The 24,617-nt window shown below is 30.9% G+C and carries 28 protein-coding genes and 1 tRNA gene; 12 read left to right on the forward strand and 17 right to left on the reverse strand.

Annotated elements, in window-relative coordinates; genetic code table 11:
* Window positions 1-38: 38 nt before the first annotated feature.
* Together folP and cdaA are read left to right on the forward strand one after the other, a co-directional pair.
* On the forward strand, window positions 39-857 hold the full coding sequence (gene folP, locus C8N27_RS13775; protein ID WP_121148172.1) for a dihydropteroate synthase: 819 nt from the start codon (window positions 39-41) through the stop codon (window positions 855-857).
* 79 nt (window positions 858-936) lie between these two features.
* A complete protein-coding gene (gene cdaA, locus C8N27_RS13780; protein WP_099213975.1) occupies window positions 937-1,719 on the forward strand; it encodes a diadenylate cyclase CdaA in 783 nt (260 codons plus the stop codon).
* Window positions 1,720-1,766: 47 nt separating this feature from the next.
* Here the strand turns inward: cdaA and C8N27_RS13785 are convergent, their stop codons facing one another.
* From C8N27_RS13785 to truA, 3 genes are all read right to left on the reverse strand, one after another.
* On the reverse strand, window positions 1,767-2,222 hold the full coding sequence (locus tag C8N27_RS13785) for a hypothetical protein (protein WP_099213976.1): 456 nt from the start codon (window positions 2,220-2,222) through the stop codon (window positions 1,767-1,769).
* Between the two features lie 70 nt (window positions 2,223-2,292).
* Window positions 2,293-4,008, reverse strand: coding sequence for an ABC transporter ATP-binding protein (locus tag C8N27_RS13790; protein WP_394342568.1), 1,716 nt, complete (start codon window positions 4,006-4,008; stop codon window positions 2,293-2,295).
* Between the two features lie 50 nt (window positions 4,009-4,058).
* Complete coding sequence (truA, locus tag C8N27_RS13795; protein ID WP_099213980.1) at window positions 4,059-4,793, reverse strand: tRNA pseudouridine(38-40) synthase TruA; 735 nt, start codon at window positions 4,791-4,793, stop codon at window positions 4,059-4,061.
* A 246-nt stretch (window positions 4,794-5,039) separates the two neighbouring features.
* Here truA and C8N27_RS13800 point away from each other — a divergent pair, with 246 nt between their 5' ends.
* Window positions 5,040-5,537: a metallophosphoesterase family protein gene (locus tag C8N27_RS13800; protein WP_099213982.1), complete on the forward strand. Its 498-nt coding sequence runs from the start codon at window positions 5,040-5,042 to the stop codon at window positions 5,535-5,537.
* Here the strand turns inward: C8N27_RS13800 and C8N27_RS13805 are convergent.
* From C8N27_RS13805 to C8N27_RS13820, 4 genes are all read right to left on the reverse strand, one after another.
* Entirely contained in the window at window positions 5,520-7,145 is a 1,626-nt protein-coding gene (locus tag C8N27_RS13805) for a tetratricopeptide repeat-containing sensor histidine kinase (RefSeq protein WP_147431746.1), read from the reverse strand. The genes C8N27_RS13800 and C8N27_RS13805 overlap by 18 nt on opposite strands.
* A gap of 255 nt (window positions 7,146-7,400) precedes the next feature.
* Complete coding sequence (locus C8N27_RS13810) at window positions 7,401-8,069, reverse strand: hypothetical protein (protein ID WP_099213985.1); 669 nt, start codon at window positions 8,067-8,069, stop codon at window positions 7,401-7,403.
* A 269-nt stretch (window positions 8,070-8,338) separates the two neighbouring features.
* Entirely contained in the window at window positions 8,339-8,995 is a 657-nt protein-coding gene (locus tag C8N27_RS13815) for a response regulator (RefSeq protein ID WP_099213987.1), read from the reverse strand.
* A 219-nt stretch (window positions 8,996-9,214) separates the two neighbouring features.
* Window positions 9,215-9,649, reverse strand: a complete 435-nt coding sequence (locus C8N27_RS13820; RefSeq protein ID WP_121148177.1) for a DUF4293 domain-containing protein — start codon at window positions 9,647-9,649, stop codon at window positions 9,215-9,217.
* Between the two features lie 199 nt (window positions 9,650-9,848).
* On the opposite strand from C8N27_RS13820, the gene rho reads away from it, so the two are divergent.
* Window positions 9,849-11,474 carry a transcription termination factor Rho gene (rho, locus tag C8N27_RS13825; RefSeq protein WP_121148180.1) on the forward strand — a complete coding sequence of 542 codons (1,626 nt, stop codon included), beginning with the start codon at window positions 9,849-9,851 and terminating at the stop codon, window positions 11,472-11,474.
* Between the two features lie 45 nt (window positions 11,475-11,519).
* Here rho and C8N27_RS13830 read toward each other — a convergent pair whose 3' ends face one another.
* From C8N27_RS13830 to C8N27_RS13840, 3 genes are read right to left on the reverse strand one after another with little or no spacing between them, the layout of a single operon-like run.
* Window positions 11,520-12,068 (reverse strand): 5-formyltetrahydrofolate cyclo-ligase, encoded by a 549-nt coding sequence (locus C8N27_RS13830; RefSeq protein WP_121148182.1) that lies wholly within the window; start codon window positions 12,066-12,068, stop codon window positions 11,520-11,522.
* Window positions 12,069-12,072: 4 nt separating this feature from the next.
* A complete protein-coding gene (locus C8N27_RS13835; protein WP_099213993.1) occupies window positions 12,073-12,438 on the reverse strand; it encodes an MmcQ/YjbR family DNA-binding protein in 366 nt (121 codons plus the stop codon).
* Complete coding sequence (locus tag C8N27_RS13840; RefSeq protein WP_121148185.1) at window positions 12,438-13,049, reverse strand: DUF4230 domain-containing protein; 612 nt, start codon at window positions 13,047-13,049, stop codon at window positions 12,438-12,440. The genes C8N27_RS13835 and C8N27_RS13840 overlap by 1 nt, the downstream gene beginning before the upstream one ends.
* Before the next feature lie 144 nt (window positions 13,050-13,193).
* On the opposite strand from C8N27_RS13840, the gene C8N27_RS13845 reads away from it, so the two are divergent.
* The 6 genes from C8N27_RS13845 (at window position 13,194) to C8N27_RS13870 (ending at window position 18,202) form a co-directional block, all read left to right on the forward strand.
* Window positions 13,194-14,291, forward strand: coding sequence for a sensor histidine kinase (locus tag C8N27_RS13845; RefSeq protein WP_121148187.1), 1,098 nt, complete (start codon window positions 13,194-13,196; stop codon window positions 14,289-14,291).
* 5 nt (window positions 14,292-14,296) lie between these two features.
* A complete protein-coding gene (locus tag C8N27_RS13850; protein ID WP_121148189.1) occupies window positions 14,297-15,622 on the forward strand; it encodes a sigma-54-dependent transcriptional regulator in 1,326 nt (441 codons plus the stop codon).
* A 184-nt stretch (window positions 15,623-15,806) separates the two neighbouring features.
* Complete coding sequence (locus C8N27_RS13855; protein ID WP_121148191.1) at window positions 15,807-15,986, forward strand: hypothetical protein; 180 nt, start codon at window positions 15,807-15,809, stop codon at window positions 15,984-15,986.
* An 86-nt stretch (window positions 15,987-16,072) separates the two neighbouring features.
* A complete protein-coding gene (locus C8N27_RS13860) occupies window positions 16,073-17,374 on the forward strand; it encodes a Glu/Leu/Phe/Val family dehydrogenase (RefSeq protein WP_121148480.1) in 1,302 nt (433 codons plus the stop codon).
* Between the two features lie 11 nt (window positions 17,375-17,385).
* The gene (locus C8N27_RS13865; RefSeq protein ID WP_121148193.1) at window positions 17,386-17,805 is read left to right on the forward strand and encodes a GreA/GreB family elongation factor; all 420 of its coding nucleotides are present in this window, start codon (window positions 17,386-17,388) and stop codon (window positions 17,803-17,805) included.
* 10 nt (window positions 17,806-17,815) lie between these two features.
* Window positions 17,816-18,202, forward strand: a complete 387-nt coding sequence (locus tag C8N27_RS13870) for a hypothetical protein (RefSeq protein WP_121148196.1) — start codon at window positions 17,816-17,818, stop codon at window positions 18,200-18,202.
* Window positions 18,203-18,445: 243 nt separating this feature from the next.
* Here the strand turns inward: C8N27_RS13870 and C8N27_RS13875 are convergent, their stop codons facing one another.
* The 3 genes from C8N27_RS13875 to C8N27_RS13885 all read right to left on the reverse strand — a co-directional run bounded on the left by C8N27_RS13875 (window position 18,446) and on the right by C8N27_RS13885 (window position 20,228).
* Window positions 18,446-19,078, reverse strand: coding sequence for a class I SAM-dependent methyltransferase (locus tag C8N27_RS13875; protein ID WP_121148198.1), 633 nt, complete (start codon window positions 19,076-19,078; stop codon window positions 18,446-18,448).
* Between the two features lie 84 nt (window positions 19,079-19,162).
* Window positions 19,163-20,026 (reverse strand): AraC family transcriptional regulator, encoded by an 864-nt coding sequence (locus C8N27_RS13880; protein ID WP_121148201.1) that lies wholly within the window; start codon window positions 20,024-20,026, stop codon window positions 19,163-19,165.
* A gap of 127 nt (window positions 20,027-20,153) precedes the next feature.
* Window positions 20,154-20,228 (reverse strand) — tRNA-Pro (locus C8N27_RS13885).
* A gap of 221 nt (window positions 20,229-20,449) precedes the next feature.
* On the opposite strand from C8N27_RS13885, the gene trxB reads away from it, so the two are divergent.
* A complete protein-coding gene (gene trxB, locus C8N27_RS13890; RefSeq protein WP_099214001.1) occupies window positions 20,450-21,388 on the forward strand; it encodes a thioredoxin-disulfide reductase in 939 nt (312 codons plus the stop codon).
* A gap of 54 nt (window positions 21,389-21,442) precedes the next feature.
* Here the strand turns inward: trxB and C8N27_RS13895 are convergent, their stop codons facing one another.
* From C8N27_RS13895 to C8N27_RS13910, 4 genes are all read right to left on the reverse strand, one after another.
* Window positions 21,443-22,054 carry an aspartyl/asparaginyl beta-hydroxylase domain-containing protein gene (locus C8N27_RS13895; protein WP_121148204.1) on the reverse strand — a complete coding sequence of 204 codons (612 nt, stop codon included), beginning with the start codon at window positions 22,052-22,054 and terminating at the stop codon, window positions 21,443-21,445.
* 141 nt (window positions 22,055-22,195) lie between these two features.
* Window positions 22,196-22,642 (reverse strand): GNAT family N-acetyltransferase, encoded by a 447-nt coding sequence (locus C8N27_RS13900; protein WP_121148206.1) that lies wholly within the window; start codon window positions 22,640-22,642, stop codon window positions 22,196-22,198.
* 86 nt (window positions 22,643-22,728) lie between these two features.
* Entirely contained in the window at window positions 22,729-23,139 is a 411-nt protein-coding gene (locus tag C8N27_RS13905) for a nuclear transport factor 2 family protein (RefSeq protein ID WP_099214004.1), read from the reverse strand.
* A gap of 5 nt (window positions 23,140-23,144) precedes the next feature.
* Window positions 23,145-23,669, reverse strand: a complete 525-nt coding sequence (locus tag C8N27_RS13910) for a TetR/AcrR family transcriptional regulator (protein WP_121148209.1) — start codon at window positions 23,667-23,669, stop codon at window positions 23,145-23,147.
* Between the two features lie 179 nt (window positions 23,670-23,848).
* Between C8N27_RS13910 and C8N27_RS13915 the strand changes: the two genes are divergently transcribed.
* Window positions 23,849-24,604: an SDR family oxidoreductase gene (locus C8N27_RS13915; protein ID WP_099214006.1), complete on the forward strand. Its 756-nt coding sequence runs from the start codon at window positions 23,849-23,851 to the stop codon at window positions 24,602-24,604.
* The last annotated feature ends 13 nt before the right edge of the window (window positions 24,605-24,617 follow it).

Below are 24,617 nucleotides of genomic sequence, written 5' to 3' on the forward strand. Positions count from 1 at the left end.
CAAGCTTTTCATTTATTTTTACTTGGAAATTTAACATGATGACAATTAATTGTAAAGGAACCTTGGTAGATTTAACTAAGCCTAAGGTTATGGGGATTTTAAATGTTACTCCTGATTCTTTTTTTGATGGAGGAAAGTATAAAAGCGAACGAGATATTCTTAAACAAGCGGAAAAGATGTTGAATGAAGAGGCTGCGTTTATAGATGTTGGAGCTTATTCTTCAAGACCAGGAGCAAAACATATTTCGGAAGAAGAGGAGCTACAAAGAATGCTTCCTGTAGTGGAATTGTTGATTAAAAATTTTCCTGAAATTATTATATCAATAGATTCTTTTAGAAGTAGAGTAGTGGAAGAGTCGGTTAATGCAGGGGCTGCAATTATTAATGATATTTCTGGAGGAATGATGGATGAGCAGATGTTTAAAACGGTAGCTAAACTTCAAGTTCCATATATTATGATGCATATGAAAGGAACGCCGCAAAACATGCAACAAAATCCGCAATATGAAAATGTGGTTACGGAAGTGATTTCTTTTTTTGCAGAGCAGCTTTTTAAATTGCGTAAACTAAAGGTGAATGATGTAATTATTGATGTTGGTTTTGGTTTTGGTAAAACGCTTGATCAAAACTATGAGTTACTTAAAAAGTTGTCACTGTTCAAAAGTTTAGATGCTCCCATTTTAACTGGTGTTTCAAGAAAATCAATGTTGTATAAGTTATTAGGTGTTACACCTAAAGAAGCTTTAAATGCTACTACCGTAGCCAATACAGTTGCTTTGTTAAATGGTACACATATTTTAAGGGTGCATGATGTAAAGGAGGCAGTTGAGGCGGTTAAAATTGTGGAGCAGTTGTAATAAAATCCTTACATTTACTTATCAGGTAGTATATAATGCCTAAAAACTTGTTTTAAAGTTAAAAAACTTCAAAAAATTAATGAATTTAGATTTTATCGACTTTTCGTTTCTTGATGTGTTAGATATTTTTTTAGTAGCAGTGCTACTTTTCTATATATATAAGTTATTAAAAGGAACTGTAGCTATTAACATTGTAATCGGAATTGCATTTATATTTTTAATATGGAAAGTTACTCAGGCTCTACACATGGAAATGTTGAGTGGGATTTTGGGATATTTACTTTCTGGTGGTGTTATAGCATTGATTATTGTATTTCAACAAGAAATTCGTAAGTTCTTATTAATGATAGGAACTACTAACTTTTCTACCAAAAAAAGTTTTTTAAATCAGTTGAAGTTTTTAAAGACTGAAATTCATTCTGAAACAGATGTTGAAACTATACTAACGGCATGTGCTAACTTATCAAAAACTAAAACGGGTGCATTGTTAGTGATAGAGAAAACAAATAATCTTGATTTTTTAATTAATACTGGTGATAAAATGAATGCTTTGGTTAATGAGGCAATCATTGAAAGTATTTTTTATAAAAATAGCCCGTTGCACGATGGTGCAACTGTTATTCGTGATAATTATATTGTAGCAACTCGAGTAATATTACCTGTTTCTAATAGTGCTAAGATACCTTCTAGGTTTGGTTTACGCCACAGAGCAGCTATTGGAGTTAGTGAAAAAACTGATGCAATTTGTTTGTTGGTTTCAGAAGAAACAGGAGAGATTTCTTATATAAAAGATGGAGAGTTTGTGTTATATAAATCGTTAGAAGAGCTCCATAGAAAATTAGAAAAAGATGTAATGGCATAAAAAAAGCTCGCAACTTGCGAGCTTTTTTGTGTTCTGTTCAAAAAAGATTATTGAGCAGGAGCCATTTTAGATTGAATAGCAGTCATAACGCTATTGAATTTTTTAGCAGCTTCTTCGTCTAAGTTAGCAACGATGTCTTTAGCTTGTGTAGCTAATTCAACACCTTTTTTAGCTAATTCAGAGTTTTTTACTACGTCTCCTTTTGCTTCGATGTAATCTTTAGCATATTGAGAATAAGACTGTAAGTATTCTCCTACTTTTGGGTCTTCAAATTCTGGAATTTCGATACCTTCGATTGCTGATTCCATAGCTTCAACAGCTTCCTCAGTAGCCTCTTTAGCTTCTTCAGTAGCTTCAGTTGCTGCTTCTTTAGCTTCTTCAGTTGCTTTTTCTACAGCTTCAACAGCTTCTTTGGTTGCATCTTTAGCATCTTCTTTAGTATTTTTACATGATGTTGCTAATAAAGCACCAACAACAAATACTGATAAAATTACTTTTTTCATCGTTTATTGATTTTTAGTTTTTAAGATTGAATAACAAATGTACTATTTTGAATGATGTAAACAAATTTATTTACACCACTGTTTCACTATTAAACTGTTTTTCGAACAAATTCTTATAATAGCCCTCATGTTTTTTTAGTAATTCTGTATGGTTTCCTTTTTCAACTATACGACCTTTGTCCATAACAATAATCATATCAGCTTTTTTAATGGTTGCTAAACGGTGTGCAATTACTATAGAAGTTCTGTTCTTGGTAATTTTATCAGTAGCATACTGAATCATTTGCTCTGAATGTGCATCAACAGAAGAAGTGGCTTCGTCTAAAATTAAAATACTAGGCTTACTAACATAGGCACGTAAAAAGGCAATTAATTGACGTTGACCTGAAGATAACATACCGCCACGCTCTTTTACATTATAATGATAGTTGTTAGGAAGACTCATTATAAAATCATGAATTCCAATTTGTTTGGCAGCAACTTTAACTTCTTCAAGAGAAATGTTTTCGTTGTTAAGAGTGATGTTATTTAAAATACTATCAGAAAATAAAAACACATCTTGAAGTACTACTGCTACCTTTTGACGTAAAGAAGCTATTTCATAGTCTTGTACAGGAATGTTGTCGATAGATATTTCTCCACTATTTATTTCGTAAAAGCGACTTATAAGGTTGATAATGGTTGATTTACCAGCTCCTGTAGCACCAACAATAGCTACTGTTTGTCCTTTTTCAACACTAAAGCTAATGCCTTTTAAAATTTCTTCATCTTCAATATAGCTAAATCGTACATCTTTAAAGTTAATAGTTCCTTGTATGTTATCAGCAATAATTGTCCCGTTTTTGTCTATAGAGCTTTCAGTATCAATTATATTAAATACACGTTCACCGGCAACAATTCCCATTTGTAGTTGGTTAAACTTATCGGCTATTTGTCGCAACGGTCTAAAAAGCATTTGAGCCATTTTTATAAAACCAATAATAGCACCAACACTTACTGCCTTGTCTTCAACAACCTGTAATCCACCGTACCATACAATAAGTCCTATTGCAATAGAAGAAAGAATTTCAGCAATAGGGAAGAAAATAGAGTAGTACCATACAGTTTTAACATGTGCCTTTTTATGTTTATTGTTAATTTCAATAAAGTTTTTATACTCAATTTTTTCTCTATTAAAGAGTTGGACGATTTTCATTCCTGTAACTCTCTCTTGTACAAAGCTATTTAAGTTTGCTACTTGGTTACGAACATCTTGAAAAGTAGATTTTATAGCTATTTGAAATAGTTTGGTAGCATAAATCAATACAGGTAAGGTTGCAAGTGCAATTAAAGCTAATTTCCAGTTGGTATAGAACATTACAATGATTACAACAATCATTTTTAAAACATCACTAACAATCATAAAAACACCCTGGGTGAAAAAGTTAGCAATGGTTTCTATATCTGAAACAACACGAGTTACTAATTTTCCAACTGAAGAATTATCAAAATACCCCATTTTAAATTGAAGTATTTTTCTAAAAGTTTTGGCTCTTATGTCCCTGATAATGTGTTGACCTACCCAGTTGGCGTAAAAAATAAAGCTAAATTGAAAAAAGACTTGGATAAGCAACACTACTATCATGGCAATTGTAAAATATAATAGCCTTGAAACATCTTTAGTTACAGTGAAATCGTCTATAGCTGTCATTAAAATGACAGGGGTTAGCACAGCAAAACCTGCTAGTAAAATGGTAGATAATGCTGCAATTATAAATCGTACACGGTATTTTTTTGCAAAACTCATTAGTCGTGCAAAAATTTTAATATCAAATGCTTTTCCTGTTGTTTTACTCACTATATATAGTCGTATATTACTTTTGTTAAAAATAAACCTTTTGCAGGAACTGATACACCTGCTTTACTTCGATTTTTACTTTCTATAATTTTTTTAAAATCATCCACAGTTATTTTTTCTAAACCAACATCAATTAATGTTCCTACAATGGCTCGAACCATATTTCTTAAAAAACGATTAGCACTAATATGAAACGTTAATTCATTTCCGTTTTTAACCCACTCAGCTTTGGTTACTGTACAGTTAAATGTATGTACATCTGTTTTTACTTTTGAAAAACATTCAAAATCCTCATAATTGTATAGAGTAGCAGCTGCTTTATTCATCAACTCTATATTTAATTGCTGATGATGTAGTTGCCACGTAGTATCTAGTAAAAAAGGATTTCTACCTAACCAGATTTTGTACTCATAACTTCTGCTAAGAGCATCAAAACGAGTGTGGGCATCGTCATGTACTAATTGTGTTCTGAATATAACTATGTCGTCGGGCAAAATAGCGTTTAATTTGTAAGAAAAGTTATCGTTTAGCGGTGTTTCTACATCAAAATGAGCAAACATTTGTGAGGCGTGTACGCCAGAATCGGTTCTCCCTGCACCTACAATGTTTATTTCTTTTCTTAAAATTGTGCTGATGGCCTTATTTATTTTTTCTTGAACTGAAATTGCATGTGGCTGTATCTGCCATCCATGATAATTTTTTCCGTTGTATGCTAATTCAATAAAATACCTCAAGAAGTGTAAATTTTTAAAGAGCTAAATTATAAAATTCTAATTTGAAAAGTGCTAGAGAGAAGTGTAAAATAATGTTTTTGAGATTTATTAACATATGTTAACAGATTAACTGTAATGTTTGTGTTATTTTTGTCACCTTTTAGAATACGAAAGTGAATTCCCCTTTCATTAATTTCCCCTTAGTATAAAGAAATCCATGATGTAATGTCGTGGATTTTTCCTTTTTAATTCGTTAGTTTTGTCCTGATGAAGAAGATTTTACTCCTTTCCGATACACATAGTTTTATTGATGAACAAATTTTAAAGTTTGTAAAGCAAGCTGATGAGGTTTGGCATGCAGGTGATATTGGTGATTTAGAAGTTACGGATACAATAAAAAAACTTAAACCACTTAGAGCTGTTTATGGGAATATTGATGATAAAAATGCTAGGGTAGAGTTTCCGTTAGATAATAAATTTGTTGTTGATGGTGTTTCAGTTTGGATAACTCATATAGGAGGTTATCCAAATAAGTATAATCAAAGAGTTAGGGAAGAATTAAAAACGAATAGACCACAGTTGTTTATTTGTGGACATTCACATATTTTAAAAGTTCAGTACGATAAAAAATTAAATTTACTTCACTTAAATCCTGGAGCAGCAGGAAACCACGGATTTCATAAAATTAGAACCATGCTACGTTTTGAAATAGATAAAGGTAATGTGAAAAATATGGAAATTATAGAATTAGCTAACAGAGGTTAACTGATTATAGTTTTTTTCCTTTTTTAGTATAGGAACTGTAATGTGTATTGTAGTGCCTACATTTACTTCAGATTTTATGGTTAGTTTACCATCCATCATGTGAATTCTAGCTTCAACTTGATTAAGACCAATACCATCAGAAAAAGAAGAAGACGAGGTAGAAAATCCTACCCCATCATCCTTAACGAGAACGGTTAGTTGACTCTTCTCTTCTTTTAAATCTATTTGTGCATGTTTGGCTTTACTGTGCTTCAAGATGTTATTGATTAATTCTTGAATCACATTAAATATTTTTATTTCAAATTCTTGATTATATCTATTTATGTTTTTTGCAGAAACTTCAAGTTTTAATTGACTATTAGAATACTTTTTAACGACATCCTTAATAGCATATTCAAGTCCGAATTTTAATAAAATAGAAGAAACTAAATTATGAGATAAGTCTCTAACTTTTTGAGAGGCTTCAGAAATAATAGCTTGTGTTTTTTCTATTTCTTGTGGAGCATCTCCGTCAAATTGTTTTTTTGTAGCTGTTAAATGCATATTTGCAGAAGAAAGCAATGCGCTAACGTTATCATGTAATATTTCAGCAATGAGTTTTCGTTCTGTTTCTTTCCCATCTATCGTTGCATTAAGAATTTTAACCTGTGCTTCTGATTTTACCTTTTCAAGGTTTTGTTGCTGTATAAGTTTACTTTCAGATAGTTTAAGACGTAGGTTTTTTTGACGAAGTTTATAGTTGTAAATAATTACACCTGAAACAATTAAAACCAAAAAACTTAAAGCACCAAATAGCATAGAGGTTTTGGCTTCTTGAGCTTCTTCTAATTTTCGTTGTTCTTCTACTAAGGCTATTTTTTCTTTTTCTAAATTTACTTCTTGTTGAGCATAAATTTCCTCAATCATTCTCCTTATTTCCTTGTCTCTTAAATCATCTTTAATATTATAAGACTTTTCTTGATAGTCATAAGCAGTATAGTCTTTAAGTTTGTATAATGCAAACGATAAATTAAGATATAACCTTTCTTTAAATTTAACGGCTTTAATGCTAGTATCTTTTTCTATGAGTTCAAGACTTTCATAATATTTTTCTCTAGCTTTATTATATTTTTTTTCAAGGAGATAAATGCTAGCTAAGTTAGTTATTGCAGCTGATAAGAATATTCTGTTATTTTGACTTCTGTGTATCTCTATAGCAGAATTAGCATTTTCTTTAGCCTTCTCATATTCCTTTCTTTTAAAGTAAATACCTGATAGATTACTGTATGCTCTCGCTTTATATGATAATAAATCCTTTGATTTAGATTTAATATTTATTAATTTTTGAAAATATATAAGAGAACTGTCCTTTTCTTCTTGTCTTAAAAAAGAGCTACCAATGTCAAGTAAACTTTTTGCATATAAATCTTCTTTAAAAATAAGGTTTGGTTTTGTTTTGATTAATTCATTGTTGTAATCTGATTGAATTTCATTGCTAAGCCTTTGATTTGCTTTTTTATAGTATAATAAAGCTTTAGAGTAGTTATTGGTTTCTGTAAAAATATCTCCTATTAAAAAATATAATTCTACTTCTGAATCTAAATCTTTAACCTTCTTGCTCTTTTTCAAAAGAGACAGAGCCTTTGTTAAGCTTTGGGAGTAATTTTTCTTTTGAAAGAGGGTTTTTGACTCTTTAATTTTTTTTAACAAAGAGCTATCTCTTTGCAAAAGAGATAGCTCTTTGTTAAGAGAAGCAGTTTCTTTATTAAAAACATTTTTTTTTCTTTGCTCTTGTTTTATGTTGTTATTAGCACAGATTGAAAAACTTATTAATAAGAAAGAAAATAAGATTTGTATTTTTTTCAAATAAAACAATGTTAGTATTTATGATATTACAATAACGGGTTTTTCTTCAACAGAAACATGAACTTCAGTATCTGATTTATTTGAGGTGTTTTTGTGATTAACAAAATTAATTTTAAGAGTTTCATTAGGACTCATTTCTAATTGTCTAGAAAATACTTTCTGCAAAGCATTTCCGTTTGATAGGTGAACTTCGTAAGCTTCAATTTTTTCATTATAAATGAAATCTGTAGCAACATTATCATTAACTACAAAATTTAACTGATATGTTCCATCTTCATTTGCTGTAATGCTATATGAGTTTAAGAATTCAGTAATTCCTTTAGCAAAAGTAATGTTTTCGTCCTCGATATATATACTTTTTCGTTTACCATTATTAGCCTCTAAAAAACCAATTTTTAAATGATCATTTTCTATAGAAAAATCATTAGAGTGTTTCGTAGCTGTTTTTTGCGGAGTTTCAGCTAAAATTATTTCTTTTGAGTTGTCTACATTAGTTACTGTAGTTACATCTGTATTGTTTGTTGTATTGAAATCAATAGAGTATGCACCAGTAGCATCTCTTTTAAGTGTATATGACTGTAATAAGTTTTCAGGATTATTCTCTATAACTTCCGCTTCGTTAGAAGAACATGAAGCAAAAATAACACTAAGGCTTAAAGCTAAGAAATAAGGAGTAAATTTTTTCATGACTTATTTGGTGTTTATTATTGAGATTAGGTTTTTAAAAAATAGCGATGTACTTAGGATAGATGTTAAGAGACGGGGGACGATATCTCTTAGGGGATAAAAGAAAACAAAATGAAGGGGTTTTCTATACTATGTTAAATAACGCGTACATCGCTATTGGGTTTATTGTTATTAGAAGTAGTTGATTAGCGATGCATAAAGTGTATAGACTCGGGGGGCTTCTTCTTAATCTGGGGGACTAAAGAAAATTTGAAGGGTTGATTATGTCTTTACACTATTTTGTTTCTCACTGCATACATCGCTAAACCTACTACATTCCTTACTTTTAATTTTTTATATAAATTACTTCTATATGTTTCTACTGTTTTTATACTGACATTGAGTTGATTTGCAATTTCACTGGAGCTTTTCTCTTTAGCAATTAACTTTAATACAGCAATTTCCCTCTCCGTTAAATCTCCATGCAAATATTCTGGCTCGTCTTCTTCTTTTGCATCAGAAGCATATAAGTCTAATAATTTTACTTTAATATCTTCACTAATGTATTGTATGCCGTTGTGTACAACTTTAATGGCATCAATTATTTGCTCATTAGCTCGACTTTTATCTACAAAACCATTAGCGCCTAACGCAATCATTTCTTGAACAAGTTTTGGGTCGCTTAAACTAGATAGTATTATTGTTTTAATAGTTGTATTACGTTTTTTAAACGTTTTTAAAACTTCTATACCATCCATCTCAGGCATGTTAATATCTAAAACTAATACATCTGCTGTATTTTTAGAGGACCAGTTTACTACTTGTCTTCCAGTTAAAGAAAAACCCTCAACTTCAATGTCGTCTTCAGTATTTAATAAAGCAATGACTCCGTCTATTAAAATCTTATGGTCATCTGCTATGTGAACTTTTATCTTGTTGTAATTCATGGTTGTTATTACAGTTACAAATTTATGAGGTTAAAACAGTGTGCACAATACACAGTATCCCTAATCGTTTCATTAATGACTCAGGGTTAACCCTGAGTTTTTTTTAACATTTCTTTAACATTTAAAGCTGTAGGCCTTGAATAGCTTAGGAAACAAAAATAAAAAAACCGAGAATTAATCCTCGGTTTTTTTCGCACTAAATATACTAAGATGTTAGGTTTATCGTAATCTATCTACAGATTTTACAAGATCTTCATCCTTCTTAATGGCTCTATTTGCTAAAACTAACAGCAAAACAACAATGATAGGAAAGAACATCCCAATACCTTTCTCAGAAACCGAAGCTTCTCCAGATAATGTTTGTGATAAATATATCAATACTCCTAATAAAAAAAGATTTATCAATATGTTTAAGCGGTTTAGTACAAATTGTAACTGACGGTTTTTAAATAAAAATATTGTAACAATAGATACTAAAGCCGAAATAAAAAATAAAACAGGAATACTTTTTTCTAGAATTGAGTTTCCAGAAAACAAATCCAATATATATATAGTGTTAGTTTGAGAGTTACTCCAAAGACTAAATAAAAAAGTCAATCCTCCAGAGATAATTCCTGCTACTAATAAGTATATAGATTGTATTCTTTGTATCATAATTTTTTATCGGGTAGCAAATGTAATACTTCTTTTTTTAAAAAGAAATATTAGAAGTTAAAATATTTGTATATATTTGCCTTGTATGTAACCGCACAAAATTATTATATAGCCCCTATATAATTAGCACTCAAAACAAAACTTAATACAAAATAATTCTTTATACATAAGGAATTTTAGTAACTTAACTATTTAACGAATGTTCGATATTTCGGAATTAAAAACTAAAAAATTAGCTGACTTACAAGTTATTGCGAAATCAATAGGATTAACGAAAATTAGTCAACTTAAGAAGTTAGACTTAGTATACAAAATTTTAGATGCGCAAGCAGAAGCAAGTGCTAATGAGGCTAAACCAAAACCTGCTCCTAAAGCAGAGAAGCCAAAAAGAAAAAGAATATCTAAAACAGAAGCTAATACTACAACTACTGCTGTTGAAAAACAGGAAGATAAGGTTGTTGTTAAGCCTGAGATAAAAGAAGCTCCAGAAAAAAAGGAGCCAGTTGCTAAGCCTAAAAAGAGGGTAGAAGATAAGAAACAGCCTCCTAAAGCTGTTGAAGATAAAAAGCAGCAACAACCTCAACAACAAAAGCAGCAGCATAATAAAAATCATAGCAACAGAGATAGAGGTAATAAGCACAATAAAAATCAGAATACAAATAAACAACATCACAAAAGTGGTAATAAGTACCGTGATCCTGATTTTGAATTTGATGGTATTATAGAGAGTGAAGGTGTATTAGAAATGATGCCTGATGGGTATGGGTTTTTACGTTCTTCTGATTATAACTATTTGTCATCTCCAGATGATATTTATGTTTCTCAATCTCAAATTAAGTTGTTTGGATTAAAAACAGGAGATACTGTAAGAGGTAATGTTCGTCCTCCAAAAGAAGGAGAGAAGTATTTCCCTTTAATTAGAGTTTCAAAAATTAATGGATTAAATCCAAATATTGTTCGTGATCGTGTTTCATTTGAACATTTAACACCATTATTTGCTAATGAGAAATTCAATTTAGCAGAAAAAGGAAGCACATTATCTACTAGAATTATCGATTTGTTTTCTCCAATAGGGAAAGGACAACGTGGTATGATTGTAGCGCAGCCTAAAACTGGTAAAACAGTATTGTTAAAAGATGTAGCAAAAGCAATTGCAGCGAATCATCCAGAAGTATATCAAATAGTTTTATTAATTGATGAGCGTCCTGAAGAGGTAACTGATATGCAACGTAGTGTACGTGGTGAAGTTGTAGCATCTACTTTTGATGAACCAGCAGATAAACATGTACGTGTTGCCAATATCGTATTAGAAAAAGCAAAACGATTAGTTGAATGTGGACATGATGTAGTGATTTTATTAGATTCTATTACACGTTTAGCAAGAGCTTACAATACAGTAGCACCAGCATCTGGTAAAATCTTATCAGGAGGTATCGATGCGAATGCATTACATAAACCAAAACGTTTCTTTGGTGCAGCTCGTAATATTGAAAATGGTGGTTCGTTAACTATTATTGCTACTGCACTTACCGAAACTGGTTCGAAAATGGATGAGGTTATCTTTGAAGAATTCAAAGGAACAGGTAACATGGAGTTACAATTAGAACGTAATATTGCCAATCGTAGAATTTATCCTGCAATTGATTTAATTAAATCGAGCACACGTCGTGATGATTTATTATTAGATGAAAAGACAGTACAACGTATGTGGGTATTACGTAAGTATTTAGCAGATATGAATCCTATTGAAGCAATGGAGTTTATTCAAGACAGAATTAAAAGATCATTAAATAACGATGAGTTCCTGATTTCAATGAATGGATAATCGTTAGTTATATAAAATAAAAAATCCCGCTCTTAGCGGGATTTTTTATTTTGGATATATCACAGAATTTAGTGGGACATCAAATTCATGGGTATCTTTTATCTTTTTGATAGGAGAAAAGAAGTTGAGTCCGATAGTTTGAGTGTCTTCTCTACATTCTGATAAAAATCGATCATAAAACCCTTTACCGTAACCAACTCTATAGTTTTGTTCGTCAGAAATTAACATAGGCACAAAAACCAAGTCAATATCTTTTACATCTGCTTCTTCTGCATTTATAGGTTCTGGAACTCCAAATTTGTTGAGTTCTAGTTTGGTTTCTTTTTCAAAGTAGAAATGAGTTAGCGAGTCATCTTCAAAATTACAACGACTAACAATAATTCTTTTTCCTTTATCTCTAAAAAAATCAATGATAGGTTGAGTGTCTATTTCATTAAACTTTCGCATGGATAAAAACAAATGTACAGTACTAATATTATCAGTTTTTAACTCGAATATTTGTTGGTAAATACTCTCTTGTAATTTTTCTTTTTTAGTTATTGTAAGAGTATTTCTCTTTTGTTTATATAGTTTTCTAAGGTCAGATTTAAGCATTGGGTTACAACGATTTTAATTCTTCTTTAAGTTTTTTTGTTAATCCTTTTACTATAAGTTCGTATGAGTGATCAATTAATTCAAAAACAAAAGTATCAGAAACATCATTGTTTAAAGTAACTGTATTCCAATGTTTCTTACTCATGTGAAATCCTGGATTAATACTTTCATACTCAGCTCTTAATTCTAAAGCACGTTCAGGATCACATTTTAAATTAACCTTAGGCTCATGTTGCTCCCAGCTATCTAAACCCGATAACGAAAACATTTTATTCATTACTTTAAATACTAAAACATTATCATCAAATGGAAAATGTTCAGTAACTCCTTTTTTGGTAATGCAATAGTTACGAAATTCTTCAATATTCATTATTCAATTAAATTTTGAGTTGATTCAGGAATCTTTAAAGCTGTGTAGTCTAGTTTCCATCCAATAGTTTCCACTAAATTTTGCATTAAGGTAACAGCCTCTAAGGCTTCTTTATTTGCGGTTTGCATTAAATTACTTTCAGGTATTTTTTGAAGAATGTGATCTTTAGCTTCTTTATTTACTTCAGTTAAATCTTCAGAACTAAACTTGTTAAGTAATCCGTTTTGTATGTCATAGAAACGTAAGTTTGGTTCTATTGAAAATACTTCGGGTTGTGGGAATTCAGATAAAACCAATACCTTTTTCTTCGTGTCGGTATGCATTTTTATTTTTCTAAAATCAAAACCAATATGAACTTTAGCATTAATTAAAATAATGGCTTTTTTCTTACTAGTAACAAGTCCTAAAAACTTCTCTTTGGTGTTTTCATGATGATATATCTCGGCAAATTCCCCTTCAACAGTAATTAATTTAGATACTTTTTTAATCTTATCTAGCAGAACTACCGATTGTTTTTCGGTTAAATTTTTTCTTTTTGCTGAGGTGAATTTTTTAAAAATGTAATAGGATATAATGGCACCTCCCGCCAAACCTATAAAAAGTAATTCCATAGTTACGAATTTACATAAAATAGGTAAAGCATAAAAGAGAATATATATTGTAGTAGTTTTATAAATGAAGTAAGTGGAGGAAAGTTATTTTGTATTTTTATTCTCAGAAAGTAAAAGAGTTTATCAGAGTAAAACAACTACTTAATGAGGTCAGCAAGCGCAACAGAAAAAGAACTAAAAGAACGTATAAAAGAGTTAACTTGTTTATATGAAGTAACATCTTTAATAATAAATGCAAACCTAGATCAAGTTGATGTAGCTTTAAAAGCCATAGCTAAAAGTTTAAAAAAAGCATTACAGTTTCCAAAAAACACGCGAGTTTTTATTGATACGGAAAAATATTCTGAAGAGGAAAGTAAAACCGAGGAAGAGTTTTGTATTATTTCAAGTCCTATTTCAGTATTTAATATTCCTAAAGGAAAAATATCAGCATTTATAAGAGGAAAGGAACTTAAGGATAATTTATACCTAAAGGAAGAAAAAGAATTATTTGACACCGTTGCTATAAAAATAGGAGGACTTTTAGAGCGTATTGAAATAAAGAACAATGAGTTGTCGATGAGACGTAAAATGGAACATGCCGATCGTTTATCAATCTTAGGAGAATTAACCGCTGGTATTGCCCATGAATTAAATACCCCCCTAGCTAACATATTAGGTTATTCAGAGCTATTGAAAGCGGATATGTCCAGTAATGAAAAGGCTTTGGCTGATGTAGATAAAATTATTCAAAGCGCAATTTTTTCAAGAGAAGTAGTAAAAAAACTCATGTATTTTGCTTGTGAAATGCCGCAAGAAATGAAAAAAGTAAATATAATTCCAAGTATAAAAGATGCTATAAATTTACTGGACGCTACTTTTAGAAGGCAGTCTGTAAAATATTTAGTGAAAGTTGAGGAGTCAGAATTATGGTTGCGAGCAGATACAGTTCAACTTACTCAAATTATTTTTAACCTTATTATAAACGCTATTTATTTTTCACCTAAAGACGGGCTTGTTACTATAGAAACATTCCAAACAGATAAAGAAGTTGTTTTAAGAATTTCTGATGAAGGAATAGGTTTAAGTAATGAAGCTCTTGAAAAAGTGTTTCAACCTTTCTTCACAACGAAACCAACAGGAGAAGGAACAGGGCTGGGATTAAGTGTTGTGCATGGTATTGTATCGAGTCATAAAGGAACAATAACTGCTAAAAATGGCATTGAAAAAGGTGCTATCTTTGAGGTTAGGTTACCAAAATAAAAGAAATGCCGTTAAAAAAAGAAAATATATTAATAGTAGATGATGATGTTCATATTTTAGAATTGTTACATCGACATTTACAGTCTTGGAACTATCATACCTACAAGGCGGTATCGGTTAAAGAAGCAGTTACAATTTTAAGAGATACGCCAATTGATTTGTTAATTACAGATTTAAAAATGCCTGAAGTTGATGGTTTCGAGTTAGTTAAATTTGTCTCGGAGCATTATCCAAAGCTACCAAAACTTATTGTAACAGGGTATCCATCTGTTCAAGATTCACTAGAGGCAATTAAGTCAGGTGTAGTAGCATACCTAACGAAGCCATTTACTAAAAACGAGTTGAAAACGGCAATGGATGATGCATTATCAAAATCAGGAATAAGTAAGAAAAGTGCTGCTCAAAAAAAAGAGAAGAAAGACTTTTATGGAGACATGATAGGGGCTTCTGAAAAGATTAATGAAATTTTTCAAATAATAGATCGAGTTAAAAATAATAAAGCTACAGTTTCTATTAAGGGTGAAAGCGGTACAGGTAAAGAATTAGTAGCAAGAGCAATACATTATGAAGGTAAGTTTGCTAAAGGGCCATATATAGCTGTAAACTGTGGGGCAATTCCTGAAAATTTATTAGAATCTGAATTATTTGGTTATGTAAAAGGCGCTTTTACAGGAGCAGAAAGTAATAGGAATGGTTTTTTTCAAGCTGCAAATGGAGGAACTATTTTTTTAGATGAAATAGGTAACGCTTCTTTAAATGTACAATCTAAATTATTAAGAGTTTTACAGGAAAAGGAAGTAGTAAAGGTTGGAGCTCAAAAAGCAGAAAAAGTTGATGTTAGAATTATTGCAGCAACAAACAATAATCTAAAGGAAATGATTCAAAAAGGAACGTTTCGAGAAGATTTGTTTTATAGATTAACAGTTGTTGAAATAGAGGTGCCACCTTTAAGAGAAAGAAAAGAGGATATTTCTATGTTGGTGGAAAAGTTTCTATTTAAATATGGAATAGAGTACAAAGATAGATTCATAAAAATAAGTCCCAAAGCTACAGATATACTTCAACGATACAATTGGCCTGGAAATATAAGAGAATTAGAAAATATAATACAACGTGCGGTAATTATGTGTGATCGTATAGTAGAGGTAGAGCACTTACCTGATTCATTAAAATATAATGTCGATTTTTCTGAAGAAGGATTGATATCTTTAAGAGAAATGGAAAAGCGTCACATACAACATGTATTAAATGCTACTAATAATAATAAAACAAAAGCGGCAAAAATTCTCCAAATAGATCGTAAGACACTGCGAGAAAAGCTGAAAGAATAAAACATCTTTTTTGAGAGTTTTTTCTCCATATGAGGAGAAACTCCCCACTTAAACTTTAAAATAAAATTTCAAAGAAACTTCTGAATCCTTTATAAATAAAGGGATTCAGAGGTTTTTTGTTTTTTTGGCATATTCGTCGGCATGCCATTTGCCTTTATAGATGAAAATAAAATAAATGTAATTTATGAATACGAATCCTTTTAACATTTGTCCATCATGTATAGAAGTAAATACATGTGTGTTAACCAAATCTAAAGAAAAGGTATGGTCGTGTAGTGAGTATAATGAGGTAAATGAAGTAGTAGAGAAAGAGAAGAAAAAAGAGGCAGTTGTAAGCCCTGAAATGCAAGTTCAAACTGCTTAAGACAAGAAAAGCTTACTAATAAATAAAGTATGAATAATACAAAAAGTGAAGTATCAGAAAGTAAAATAAATTCAAACATAAGTGAGATGACATTAACCAAAGAATTAAAAAAACCAGTGAAGCGAAAGAATGCTAGAGGAATGGTTGATAATGTATTAGAGCAGTTTAATAGTGCATCTGATCAAATTGGTTTACACCCTAATATTCGTAAAATATTAAGTATTACGAATAACGAAATCATTGTTAATTTTCCTGTGAAGATGGATAATGGTGATGTTGAAATTTTTCAAGGATATCGTGTACAGCACAATAATGCTTTGGGACCATATAAAGGAGGTTTACGTTATCATCCAACGGTAGATATAGATGCAGCAAGAGCTCTGGCTATGTGGATGACATGGAAAACATCTTTGGCAGGTTTACCATATGGTGGAGGTAAAGGAGGTATACAAATTGATCCTACTAAATATTCAAAAGATGAATTAGAGCGAATTACAAGACGTTTTACGTTTGCTTTAGGTGATAATATTGGTCCAGAACATGATATTCCTGCTCCAGATGTAAACACAAACGCTCAAACTATGGCGTGGATGGCAGATACATATATGAGTACTAAAGCTCCTGCAGAACGTTCAATGAATCAACATGTAGTTACAGGAAAACCAATTGGTAGTGGAGGTCTAGAAGGAAGAGACAGAGCTACAGGTTACGGAGTGTTCCTAACAATTAAGTTTTGGGTAGAAGAAAATAACCAAACTTTAGAAGGTAAAACCTTTATCGTTCAAGGCTTTGGAAATGTTGGGTATTGGGCTGCTTATTTCTTAGAAAAAGAAGGAGCTAAAATGACAGGAGTTCAAGATGCTTACGGAAGTATTCAAAATACAAGTGGAATCAAGGTAGAAGACCTTTTCAACTATACGAAAGCTAATAACGGAAGTTTAGTTGGATACCCAGAGTCAACAGAGATAGAAAAAGAAGACTTCTTTGCTATTGACTGTGATATTTGTATTCCAGCCGCTTTAGGAAATCAAATTACTGAAGATAACGCACACTTAATTAAAGCTAATTTAATAGCAGAAGGAGCAAATGGCCCTATAAATGTAGAAGGAGAAAAAATCCTTTTAGAAAAAGGAGTAACAATAATTCCTGATATATTATGTAATTCAGGAGGTGTAATTACTAGTTACTTTGAATGGCTTCAAAACCGTAATGGTGAGTTATGGAATATGGAAGAGGTTATTGTGCGATTAGATAAGAAACTAAAAGACTCATATACCAGAGTTTCAGACTATGCAAAGTTGGAAGGTGTAGACATGCGAAAAGCAGCTTACTGTATAGCTATACAGCGTATTGAAAAGGCTTATGTTCAACGAGGTATTTTTCCATAAAAAGAAGTAAAATGAAATACGGAAGTTTAGTTCTAGAGAAAAAAGAGTATGTGTACATTAAGAGTTTGCTAAATGTTTCAGAGCATACTGAAGAAGATAAAGTACAAACATCACTAGATAAGTTTGCTGAAGAGTTAAAATCGGCTAAAATTTTAGATGAAGATGAAATGCTAGATGATGTGGTACGATTGAATACTGTTGTGACTATAACTTCTGGAGATGATTGGAAAAAAACTATTCAGATTGTAAAACCAACTGAAAAGGATTTAAAAAACAACAAGATTTCCATTTTAACACCAATAGGCATAGCTTTATTTGGTTATGCTTTAAACGATGTAGTTCACTGGGATTTACCAGGAGGAAGGAAAGAAGTTAAAATTTTAAAAGTAACTCAAAAAGAGGGGGAAGAGAGTTTTAGTACCTTAATTTAAAGACAAAAAAATGACACTTAATAATCACGGTAGCGATATAGATGTAGTACATAAATACAACCATGTAGAGTTAAAAGGATGGGTAGATCAATTGCAATATGTTAATAAAGAAATTGACAATCTTTTAAGCTTACATGAACACTCTTTAATAAATAAAGCCATTTCTGAAGAAACATTGAAGCTTTTTTCTGAGAGAAAAAAAATAAACAATGAGCTTTATAAAACTGTTTTGTCATATTCAAATACCTATGTAAATGTAGCGGAGTGTGATGATATTCAGTGCGACATGGCTTATTTAGGAGAGTACGATAGGTTACGTGAGAATTATCATAATAATTTGGAAGCTTACCAAAAACTTAAAGACAAGTTTTTTGAGGAAGTTTTACTAAAAGAATAGCATTCTTGTAAAGCAAGTATGTTAGATTTGTAGAGTTAGTTGTAAAACCTTGGAATCATGTAGTTCCAAGGTTTTTTTATATGATTAAAATAGTTCTTATTGAGTAACATTTAGTGGAGAGTGGGGATAAAAAAAATCATAGTAAACTAAACGGTTTCTTTTTCTTTCTAAAATCAACTTTGTATAATAAGCTTAACATTAATCTAAATACAAAATCTATAGTTAGCAGATTTTTCATTATTACTAGAGTTTTTTACCTATAAAGCGAATCACACTTCCTTTGCCGTTGTGAGAGTTTCCTTCATTCAAAAAAACTTCCTCTTCTTCTAAAACTTGAATTTCAAAACCAGTAAAATCTTGTTGTATTTGTTCTACTGAAAAAAGCATATTTATATCCTTTGGTCCACCTATTTTTGGATTGTCAGCCTGATACTTTAAATGATTTTCACTGAACGCTTCGAATATGATGTATCCTCCAGATTTAAGAAGTGTAACTAATTTTTGATGAATTGCAGAAATTTTCCAAGCTGTAAAATGTGCGTAGATTAAACCAATAGCATCAAAAGATTCTTTAGGAAATTCAAGGTCTTGTATATCACCTACAACATATTTTAAATTTGTATCAAACTCGTTGGCTAACTTTAGAGCTTTATTTTTTCCTTCAATGCTTAAATCGGTAGCAGTAACATCCCAACCTAATTTTGAAGCGTACACACCATTTCTACCTTCTCCGTCAGCAGGTAATAAAATTGATCCTGTTTTTAATTTTTGAAGCTCTTTTTTAAAAAATAAGTTTGGTTCTTTACCATAGGCAAAGTTGAGGTCTTGATATCTTTCATTCCAAAAATCTATATACTTTAAATCGCTTTTTTTCATCGTGTTTTTAATTTAATTTATACGATGTAAAAGTATATTGAGTTCAAGCCTCAATGATAGGATAAATGTAAAATAGTGTTGTACTTATTTTAGCTTTTTTCTAAAAGCTTCAGGAGAGTAACCAGTATGTTTCTTAAAAAAACGTATAAAATAAGAAACATCTTCATAGCCTAAATGATATGCTATTTGATTTATTTGATTGGAAGATGCTAAAAGGTATCTTTTAGATTCTAATATAATTTGTTCGTTAATAAGCTGGGATGCAGTTTTACTTAAGGTTTGTTTGGTTATTGTATTTAATTGATAGTTAGATAAGTTTAGCATGTCTGCATATTGAGACACTTGCTTAATTTTTATAATATTAGTTTCTAATGAATGCAAAAACTCTTCAAGACGCTCTTGAATATATAAGTCTTTGGTATTAAGTGTTTTGTTATTGGTGTTTTTTAACCTTATTAATTCTATAAAAAGAATATTAAGATTAGATTTTATAACTTCTTTATATGCTACAGCTTTGTTTTTATATTCGGTGAAAATAGATGTTAGTAATAGATTTAATTTTAAAAAATCATCTTTTTTTAATTGATAATAATTAATAGCACTTACTTTTTGCAACAAAGAATTTAACTCTTTTTGAATTGAATAGTAAAATTCAGTATTAAATTGAATCATGTAACCTTCACAATTACTGTCTAAATCTAATTTGTGAACTTGACCAGGTCGGATTATAAAAATAGTATAATCGGTTACATCATAATTAACAAAATCTATTTCGTGATTTCCTGTACCTTTTTTCAAAGCCAAAAAGAAGAAAAAATCGTGTCTATGAAGTTCATGAACCATATTTTTCCCGTTAAGAAGTTCTTGAAGACTTTTAATCATAAAATCACCAGATAGGTTTGGCTCTTTTTGAGAAGTTTTTAAATGTCTTACAGGTATGGTTTTCATGGTATAATGATAGAACTAAAACTGCGTGAAATTAATTAGAAAATAGGAAGAAGAAAAATAAGCTTAGTAAAAAGAATAATTAGTCAAATAAAAAATCCTGTAAATCATATGACTTACAGGATTTTCGTCGGGGTGGCAGGATTCGAACCTGCGACCTCCTGCTCCCAAAGCAGGCGCGATGACCGGGCTACGCTACACCCCGAAAAGTGTAAAATTCGTAGTGTAGTTTATCTCGAGTAAAACGAGAGGCTACACCCCGAATAATTGGGACTGCAAATGTAGAAAAAAAAAGCAAACAACAAATAAAAAAATGAAATATTTATTAAATAATTTGATTTTATAAGACGATAGTTAAAATATATTTAAAAGCAGATAACTAGAAATAAAAAAAAATTACATTTGTAACTTCAAAAATTCAAGATAATGGCAGAAAAAATTAAATGTTTGATTATTGGGTCTGGTCCAGCAGGTTACACAGCAGCTATTTATGCAGCGAGAGCAGACATGAAACCAGTTATGTATACAGGAATGCAAATGGGAGGTCAGTTAACTACAACTACCGAGGTAGATAATTTCCCAGGATATCCAAAAGGAACTGATGGAACAGCAATGATGGAAGATTTAAAAAGTCAAGCAGAGCGTTTCGGAACAGATGTTCGTTTTGGAATGGTTACTAAAGTAGAGCTTTCTAAAGAAGAAGGAGGAATTCATAAAGTAATTGTAGATGAATCGACAGAGATAGAGGCTCAAACTATAATTATTTCTACTGGAGCTACTGCTAAATATTTAGGATTAGAAAGTGAACAACGTTTAATTGGTGGTGGGGTTTCGGCTTGTGCTACTTGTGATGGTTTCTTTTATAAAGGGCAAGATGTTGTTGTAGTTGGAGCAGGAGACACTGCAGCAGAAGAGGCAACATACTTAGCGAATATTTGTAGTAAAGTAACTATGTTAGTTCGTAAAGACTATATGCGTGCTTCTAAAGCAATGCAACACCGTGTTAACAAAACAGAAAATATTACTGTTATGTATAATACTGAAATTGATGAGGTATTAGGAGAAAATGTTGTTGAAGGAGTTCGTGCTGTTAATAACCAAACTGGTGAAAAAACAGAAATTCCTGTAACAGGTGTATTTATTGCGATAGGTCACAAACCAAACTCTGATTTATTCAAAGGTTTATTAGATATGGATGAAACAGGATATTTAATAACAAAAGGTAAATCTACCAAAACAAACTTACCAGGAGTTTTTGCCGCTGGTGATATTCAAGATAAAGAATACCGTCAAGCAGTAACAGCAGCAGGTACAGGTTGTATGGCTGCTTTAGACGCAGAGCGTTATTTAGGAGCTTTAGAATAGACTATAAAGTTATATAAAACAAAAAAGGGTACGTATTAGCGTACCCTTTTTATTTTATTTAGAATTTTGTGCACTTTCTTTAATAACCCTTCGAATCCAATCGTTAGGAATCATGTCTATGGTAAGGTTTATACGTTCTTCATCACCATTATTAATAACCTTATGAGGATCTGTAAGTCTCATGTACCAACATTCTCCTGGTTTCATCAATACTGGAGTGTCATTTAAATAAAAAGTAACATTATCATTATTAAGAATAGGTATTGTAAGCCGAATTACTGATCTTTCAACCTCTAAACCTAAGGTAGGATCCGTATGTTCTTTAACTGTTGAATATGGAGCTAATCGAAGTAACCTAACTAAGTTAACTGTAGTATTTTCTTTAAAAAAATCGATAACACTAGTTAAGTATGGAGATTTTTTTAAAGCATTAGTATCTAACCAATCTGTCCACGAACCATCAGCATAATCTTCAGCAGGAGGAGGGAAAGGTAATGATGTATCAACTAGGTGTGCAGGCGACCGCAAAGCAATTACATCATAATATTCAAAATTATCTAATTGTAAAGCTTTAGCTTCTTCAAGCATTTTGGTAGTATCAAAGTTAAAAGGCAGTTTAATACGATCACTAAAAGTATTACTTGTTTTAGTAGTAACTGTTTCCATAGACGCGTGTTTATAAAAGTTTAGGTTTTAGGTTAGTATATTGTAAAACTACAAAAGATTAGTTTTTACAGTTTGATAAAGTTAATTCTTTTTGTTTTAATTTTAGGAATAAGAGTTATTAGTAATAACCCTTAAGCTCTTTTAGAGAGTATTACTTAACTGCATATGTAAAATAGGGTATGGTTTTCCTGTAGCGTCTAGTTCAGAACGTTTGATAGTTTCAAAACCAAAATGATTGTAAAAACCAACTGCTTGTTCATTTTGCTCATTTACATCTACCTTATCCACATTCAATTTGTCAATTGAGTATTCTAATAAGGCTTTACCTACTTTTTTACCTCTATATTCAGGGTGGATAAAAAGCATTTCTAAATTTTGTTCAGCAACACCTAAAAAACCTACTATTTTATTATTGATTTTAATGCACTTTAACTCTACTGCATCTAAATACGTATTTAGAATAAGAGGTTTAAAATATAAAATGTCTTCTTCTTTTAAAAAATGATGTGTAGCCCTAACGGAAGCCTCCCATAAGTCAACTACTTCCTGATATTCGGTACTGTTTATATCATCTATTTTATAATTCATTTTACAGTTCAATTATTTAATTCAATAAGTAATCCTTTAAAGTAAAAAGGATATATAATTCACTTTTTCAATTTTATGCTAAAAAATTAAAGATACCTATCAACTTCCTCTATTTCAAGATCATTAATACTAGCATATCTTTTTTTCATTTGTCCGTTATCATCAAACTCCCAGTTTTCATTACCGTAAGCCCTAAACCATTTGCCTTCTTTGTTCTGATATTCATATTCAAAGCGTACAGCAATTCTATTTTCACTATGCGCCCAATACTCTTTTTTTAATTTGTAATTAAGCTCATTTTGCCACTTTTTACTCAAGAAGTTAATAATTTCTTCTCTACCATTAACAAAGGTGTCTCTATTTCTCCATTCACTATCAACAGTGTAAGCTAAGGCTATCTTTTCAGGATTTTGAGAATTCCAAGCATCTTCTGCGAGTTGAATTTTTTGCTTAGCTGTTTCGAGGGTAAAAGGAGGTAGTGGATGTTTCTGTTCCATAATAATTATAGTAAGTTTTGTATGATTTTTTTTGATTTATATACTATTTCATTTGATTTGAAGAGTTGACTTTCTATGATAGCACTTTCAAAAAGCAGATAAATATGTGTAGCAAGTAATTCATTGTCTATTAACTCTTTAAAAAAGTTGTTCAATTCTTTTTTATGTAATTGAATTACGGTTAAAATGCCCTCTTGTTCTTTAGATATTTCTGATAGAATATTTAGAAAGCTACAACCTCTAAAATTTTCTTTTGTATTCATATAAGCTATAAAATCGAATGCTAGCAATACTCTATCTTTTAAATTTTTACTTTTTGAAGTATACTTAAAGAGTTCTTTAAACCAAAGCTCGTGCCTGTTATTTAAGAAGTCAATACACAAAGCATCCTTTGATTTAAAGTGTTGATAAAAACTAGCTTTAGCAACTTTAGCTTCTTTAATAACTTGGTTAATACCTGTACTGTTATAACCTTGTTGATGAAATAAATGTGCAACTGTTTCTAATATTCGTTCTCTGGGACTACTCATATCTCTTAATTTATGTCAAAGTTACAGAGTTTCAAAAGAACAGACAAGTCTGTTCGGTATTTTAACATTTGAGCGAATGAAATAAGAGCAAATTTAATTTGGAACAATCATTCTAATATACGTATGTTTGTAAATGGAATGATCGTTCTATAATTAATTATTAACTAAAAATAAAAACAATGAGTACATTAAAAGGAAAAATAGCAGTTGTAACTGGCGGAAACAGTGGTATTGGGTTTGCATCTGCTCAAGAATTAAAAAATCAAGGAGCAACAGTAATTATTACAGGAAGAAATTCTGAAAAAGTAGAAGAGGCTTCACAAAAACTAGGAGTAAAGGGAATTGTTGCTGATGTAAAAAGTCTTTCAGCTATTGAAAACTTAGTAGAACAGGTTAAGAGAGACTTCAATAAAGTTGATATACTATTTGTAAATGCGGGTATTTTTCAACCAGCACCTGTTGGAAGTATAAGTGAAGAAATGTTTGATCATCAAATGGCTATTAACTTTAAAGGAGCTGTGTTTACTACCGAAAAATTCCTACCAATTTTAAATGAGGGAGCATCAATTATAAATTTATCTTCTATAAACGCTTATACCGGAATGCCAAATACAGCTGTATATGCAGCATCAAAAGCAGCATTAAACTCTTATACTAGAACAGCAGCTACTGAATTAGCTTCGAGAGGAATACGAATTAATTCGGTAAACCCTGGTCCAGTTTCTACACCAATTTTTGAAAAAACAGGAATGGAAGAAGAGCAAATACAAGGTCTTGCTCAAGCCATAGAAAATCGTATACCTTTAAAACGATTTGGACGACCAGAAGAGGTTGCAAAATTGGTATCGTTTTTAGCTTCAGATAATGCTTCTTTTATTACAGGAAGTGAGTATAATATTGATGGAGGAATAAATATTAACCCACTATTGAGTTAAATTTTTTTGAATA

It is taken from the genome of Tenacibaculum discolor, assembly GCF_003664185.1.
Classification (GTDB): domain Bacteria; phylum Bacteroidota; class Bacteroidia; order Flavobacteriales; family Flavobacteriaceae; genus Polaribacter; species Polaribacter discolor.

Bases quoted from the DNA above. Each gene is read 5' to 3' on its own strand.
- C8N27_RS13810 (WP_099213985.1), bottom strand. From the start codon at position 8,069: ATGAAAAAATTTACTCCTTATTTCTTAGCTTTAAGCCTTAGTGTTATT.
- C8N27_RS13840 (WP_121148185.1), bottom strand. From the start codon at position 13,049: ATGGAATTACTTTTTATAGGTTTGGCGGGAGGTGCCATTATATCCTAT.
- C8N27_RS13875 (WP_121148198.1), bottom strand. From the start codon at position 19,078: ATGAAAAAAAGCGATTTAAAGTATATAGATTTTTGGAATGAAAGATAT.
- C8N27_RS13870 (WP_121148196.1), top strand. From the start codon at position 17,816: ATGACACTTAATAATCACGGTAGCGATATAGATGTAGTACATAAATAC.
- rho (WP_121148180.1), top strand. From the start codon at position 9,849: ATGTTCGATATTTCGGAATTAAAAACTAAAAAATTAGCTGACTTACAA.
- C8N27_RS13820 (WP_121148177.1), bottom strand. From the start codon at position 9,649: ATGATACAAAGAATACAATCTATATACTTATTAGTAGCAGGAATTATC.
- C8N27_RS13785 (WP_099213976.1), bottom strand. From the start codon at position 2,222: ATGAAAAAAGTAATTTTATCAGTATTTGTTGTTGGTGCTTTATTAGCA.
- C8N27_RS13855 (WP_121148191.1), top strand. From the start codon at position 15,807: ATGAATACGAATCCTTTTAACATTTGTCCATCATGTATAGAAGTAAAT.
- C8N27_RS13860 (WP_121148480.1), top strand. From the start codon at position 16,073: ATGACATTAACCAAAGAATTAAAAAAACCAGTGAAGCGAAAGAATGCT.
- C8N27_RS13815 (WP_099213987.1), bottom strand. From the start codon at position 8,995: ATGAATTACAACAAGATAAAAGTTCACATAGCAGATGACCATAAGATT.
- C8N27_RS13900 (WP_121148206.1), bottom strand. From the start codon at position 22,642: ATGAATTATAAAATAGATGATATAAACAGTACCGAATATCAGGAAGTA.
- C8N27_RS13905 (WP_099214004.1), bottom strand. From the start codon at position 23,139: ATGGAACAGAAACATCCACTACCTCCTTTTACCCTCGAAACAGCTAAG.
- C8N27_RS13915 (WP_099214006.1), top strand. From the start codon at position 23,849: ATGAGTACATTAAAAGGAAAAATAGCAGTTGTAACTGGCGGAAACAGT.
- trxB (WP_099214001.1), top strand. From the start codon at position 20,450: ATGGCAGAAAAAATTAAATGTTTGATTATTGGGTCTGGTCCAGCAGGT.
- C8N27_RS13790 (WP_394342568.1), bottom strand. From the start codon at position 4,008: ATGAGTTTTGCAAAAAAATACCGTGTACGATTTATAATTGCAGCATTA.
- folP (WP_121148172.1), top strand. From the start codon at position 39: ATGACAATTAATTGTAAAGGAACCTTGGTAGATTTAACTAAGCCTAAG.
- C8N27_RS13835 (WP_099213993.1), bottom strand. From the start codon at position 12,438: ATGAATATTGAAGAATTTCGTAACTATTGCATTACCAAAAAAGGAGTT.
- cdaA (WP_099213975.1), top strand. From the start codon at position 937: ATGAATTTAGATTTTATCGACTTTTCGTTTCTTGATGTGTTAGATATT.
- C8N27_RS13865 (WP_121148193.1), top strand. From the start codon at position 17,386: ATGAAATACGGAAGTTTAGTTCTAGAGAAAAAAGAGTATGTGTACATT.
- C8N27_RS13910 (WP_121148209.1), bottom strand. From the start codon at position 23,669: ATGAGTAGTCCCAGAGAACGAATATTAGAAACAGTTGCACATTTATTT.
- C8N27_RS13845 (WP_121148187.1), top strand. From the start codon at position 13,194: ATGAGGTCAGCAAGCGCAACAGAAAAAGAACTAAAAGAACGTATAAAA.
- C8N27_RS13850 (WP_121148189.1), top strand. From the start codon at position 14,297: ATGCCGTTAAAAAAAGAAAATATATTAATAGTAGATGATGATGTTCAT.
- C8N27_RS13895 (WP_121148204.1), bottom strand. From the start codon at position 22,054: ATGGAAACAGTTACTACTAAAACAAGTAATACTTTTAGTGATCGTATT.
- C8N27_RS13830 (WP_121148182.1), bottom strand. From the start codon at position 12,068: ATGCTTAAATCTGACCTTAGAAAACTATATAAACAAAAGAGAAATACT.
- C8N27_RS13800 (WP_099213982.1), top strand. From the start codon at position 5,040: ATGAAGAAGATTTTACTCCTTTCCGATACACATAGTTTTATTGATGAA.
- C8N27_RS13880 (WP_121148201.1), bottom strand. From the start codon at position 20,026: ATGAAAACCATACCTGTAAGACATTTAAAAACTTCTCAAAAAGAGCCA.